The organism is Streptococcus pluranimalium (genome assembly GCF_047785705.1).
Lineage (GTDB): Bacteria > Bacillota > Bacilli > Lactobacillales > Streptococcaceae > Streptococcus > Streptococcus pluranimalium_A.
Genome location: NZ_JBLOJV010000083.1, coordinates 1 through 1,505, shown reverse-complemented (window position 1 = coordinate 1,505; position 1,505 = coordinate 1). Strand labels below are relative to the sequence as shown.

General features: G+C 40.6%; 2 protein-coding genes and 1 pseudogene. 1 reads left to right on the top strand and 2 read right to left on the bottom strand.

Annotation, left to right across the window (positions count from 1 at the left end; translation table 11 throughout):
* Nucleotides 1-38 precede the first annotated feature (38 nt).
* Complete coding sequence (locus ACMZ6Z_RS09350; RefSeq protein WP_088186203.1) at nt 39-617, bottom strand: recombinase zinc beta ribbon domain-containing protein; 579 nt, start codon at nt 615-617, stop codon at nt 39-41.
* A 67-nt stretch (nt 618-684) separates the two neighbouring features.
* Between ACMZ6Z_RS09350 and ACMZ6Z_RS09345 the strand changes: the two genes are divergently transcribed.
* A complete protein-coding gene (locus ACMZ6Z_RS09345) occupies nt 685-1,143 on the top strand; it encodes a hypothetical protein (RefSeq protein WP_416132256.1) in 459 nt (152 codons plus the stop codon).
* 50 nt (nt 1,144-1,193) lie between these two features.
* Here ACMZ6Z_RS09345 and ACMZ6Z_RS09340 read toward each other — a convergent pair.
* Nucleotides 1,194-1,505, bottom strand: a pseudogene (locus ACMZ6Z_RS09340) (23S rRNA (uracil-5-)-methyltransferase RumA); the annotation flags it as partial.

The following is a 1,505-nucleotide window of genomic DNA, read 5'->3' as shown; positions in this document are numbered from 1 at the left end:
AAAAATCCAATATAATTCTTCTGTTCTCTTTCTAAAGATTACCCTTCTACATCAATCTCGACTCCTGATTTGAATTCAACGGCGAACTTATCATGAAATACCGTAACTTTTTCTATAAGCCTCCTTACTAACTGCTCATCATATTCCTCTAACTCACAGGATTGTTCATTAAAGAAATCAGTCATTTCAGCGATTCGTTGCCTTTTTCCTTCACGCTCTGCATTTTCAACAAGTGCATTTTGCTTCAATTCTCGAAGGTGGTAGATTTCATCAGCCACATCTTCATAGTCATTCTTGGATTTTGCTTGGATAAGAAGCTGTTGTTGTAATTCTTCCAATTTGCTATCAATATCATTGGTGGCATTATCATTTTCTTCATTAAGTATAGTAGCTATGTTTTTCTGCAACGCCTGGAGGAAGGGTTCTTTGTTAGCCAAAAGTTCGTTAATAGCCTTGACCACTGCTGTCTGCAATGTTTCCTCGTTTATGGTAGGGGCAGTACATTCAGATCCTTTTTCCTCCAAACGGCTGACGCATCTCCAAACAATAGACTTGTAACCTCGGTTATTCCAGTGTACCCGGCGGTAAATATCACCGCACTGGCGAGCAAACTGCAACTGCAACTATGCAGGCACTTAATCTTAAAAGAACTACTTTCTATAAACTGGTGAAGGAAGTGATTGTATGATGACGATGTGTCCACGATGTTTAGAGCTATACAGTGAAATTTGGTCGAAGCCTTGTTGTAAATGCGCCGATAAGACCATTCCTGTTGATATTGAACTCATCAATGTCGTTCAGATGCTGCTCACTAGAGGCTTCGATGTATCTTATGCCACTTGTTACCCAGATAAAGAACAAGGTGAGATCGAAGCTATGGAAATTGAGATTCACTTTAGGGAATTGTATCCGCAGGCTCTCTTTGATGGTCTCCCACCTGACTGGATTGTAATTGACGAATACCCAGTTCTTGGCGGTAAGATTCTTGATGAACCTGTTGATATCCTTACATGTGCAATCGAATATCGATTTGAAGAGAGCATCCATATTCAAAAGGATATCGCTATAAGCAATCTGGAAACATGGCTCGAAGAGAAAGACCCGCAATCTTGTAGGGCTATCCTTACATTGGCCGGCTTCTGAAAAAGTAAGACCCTCTCAACAGTAATGATCTGCTGAAAGGGTACTTTACTTTAATCTATGACCTTGAAGTGCCTTAATGCGTCTTTAATAGCTTCTACTTTATATTCTGGTGCTGGTTTATATGGGCGTTTTAGTTCTTCAACTGCGTTTGGTGCGTCGTACATCGGCAGGCCTAAGTTTCTTTTGACCTCTGCAATGTTTGCAGTGTGAACTTTGAAGCCGTACTTTTCTTCGATATACTCCTGAATAAGCCTGTAGGTGATACGATCTGGCTGGATTTTTCGGTCGTCTGCGTACTCCATTTTTACACTGATAAAATCGTCTGCACTTTTGTGGGACAATAAAACACACGTCTCAACGTG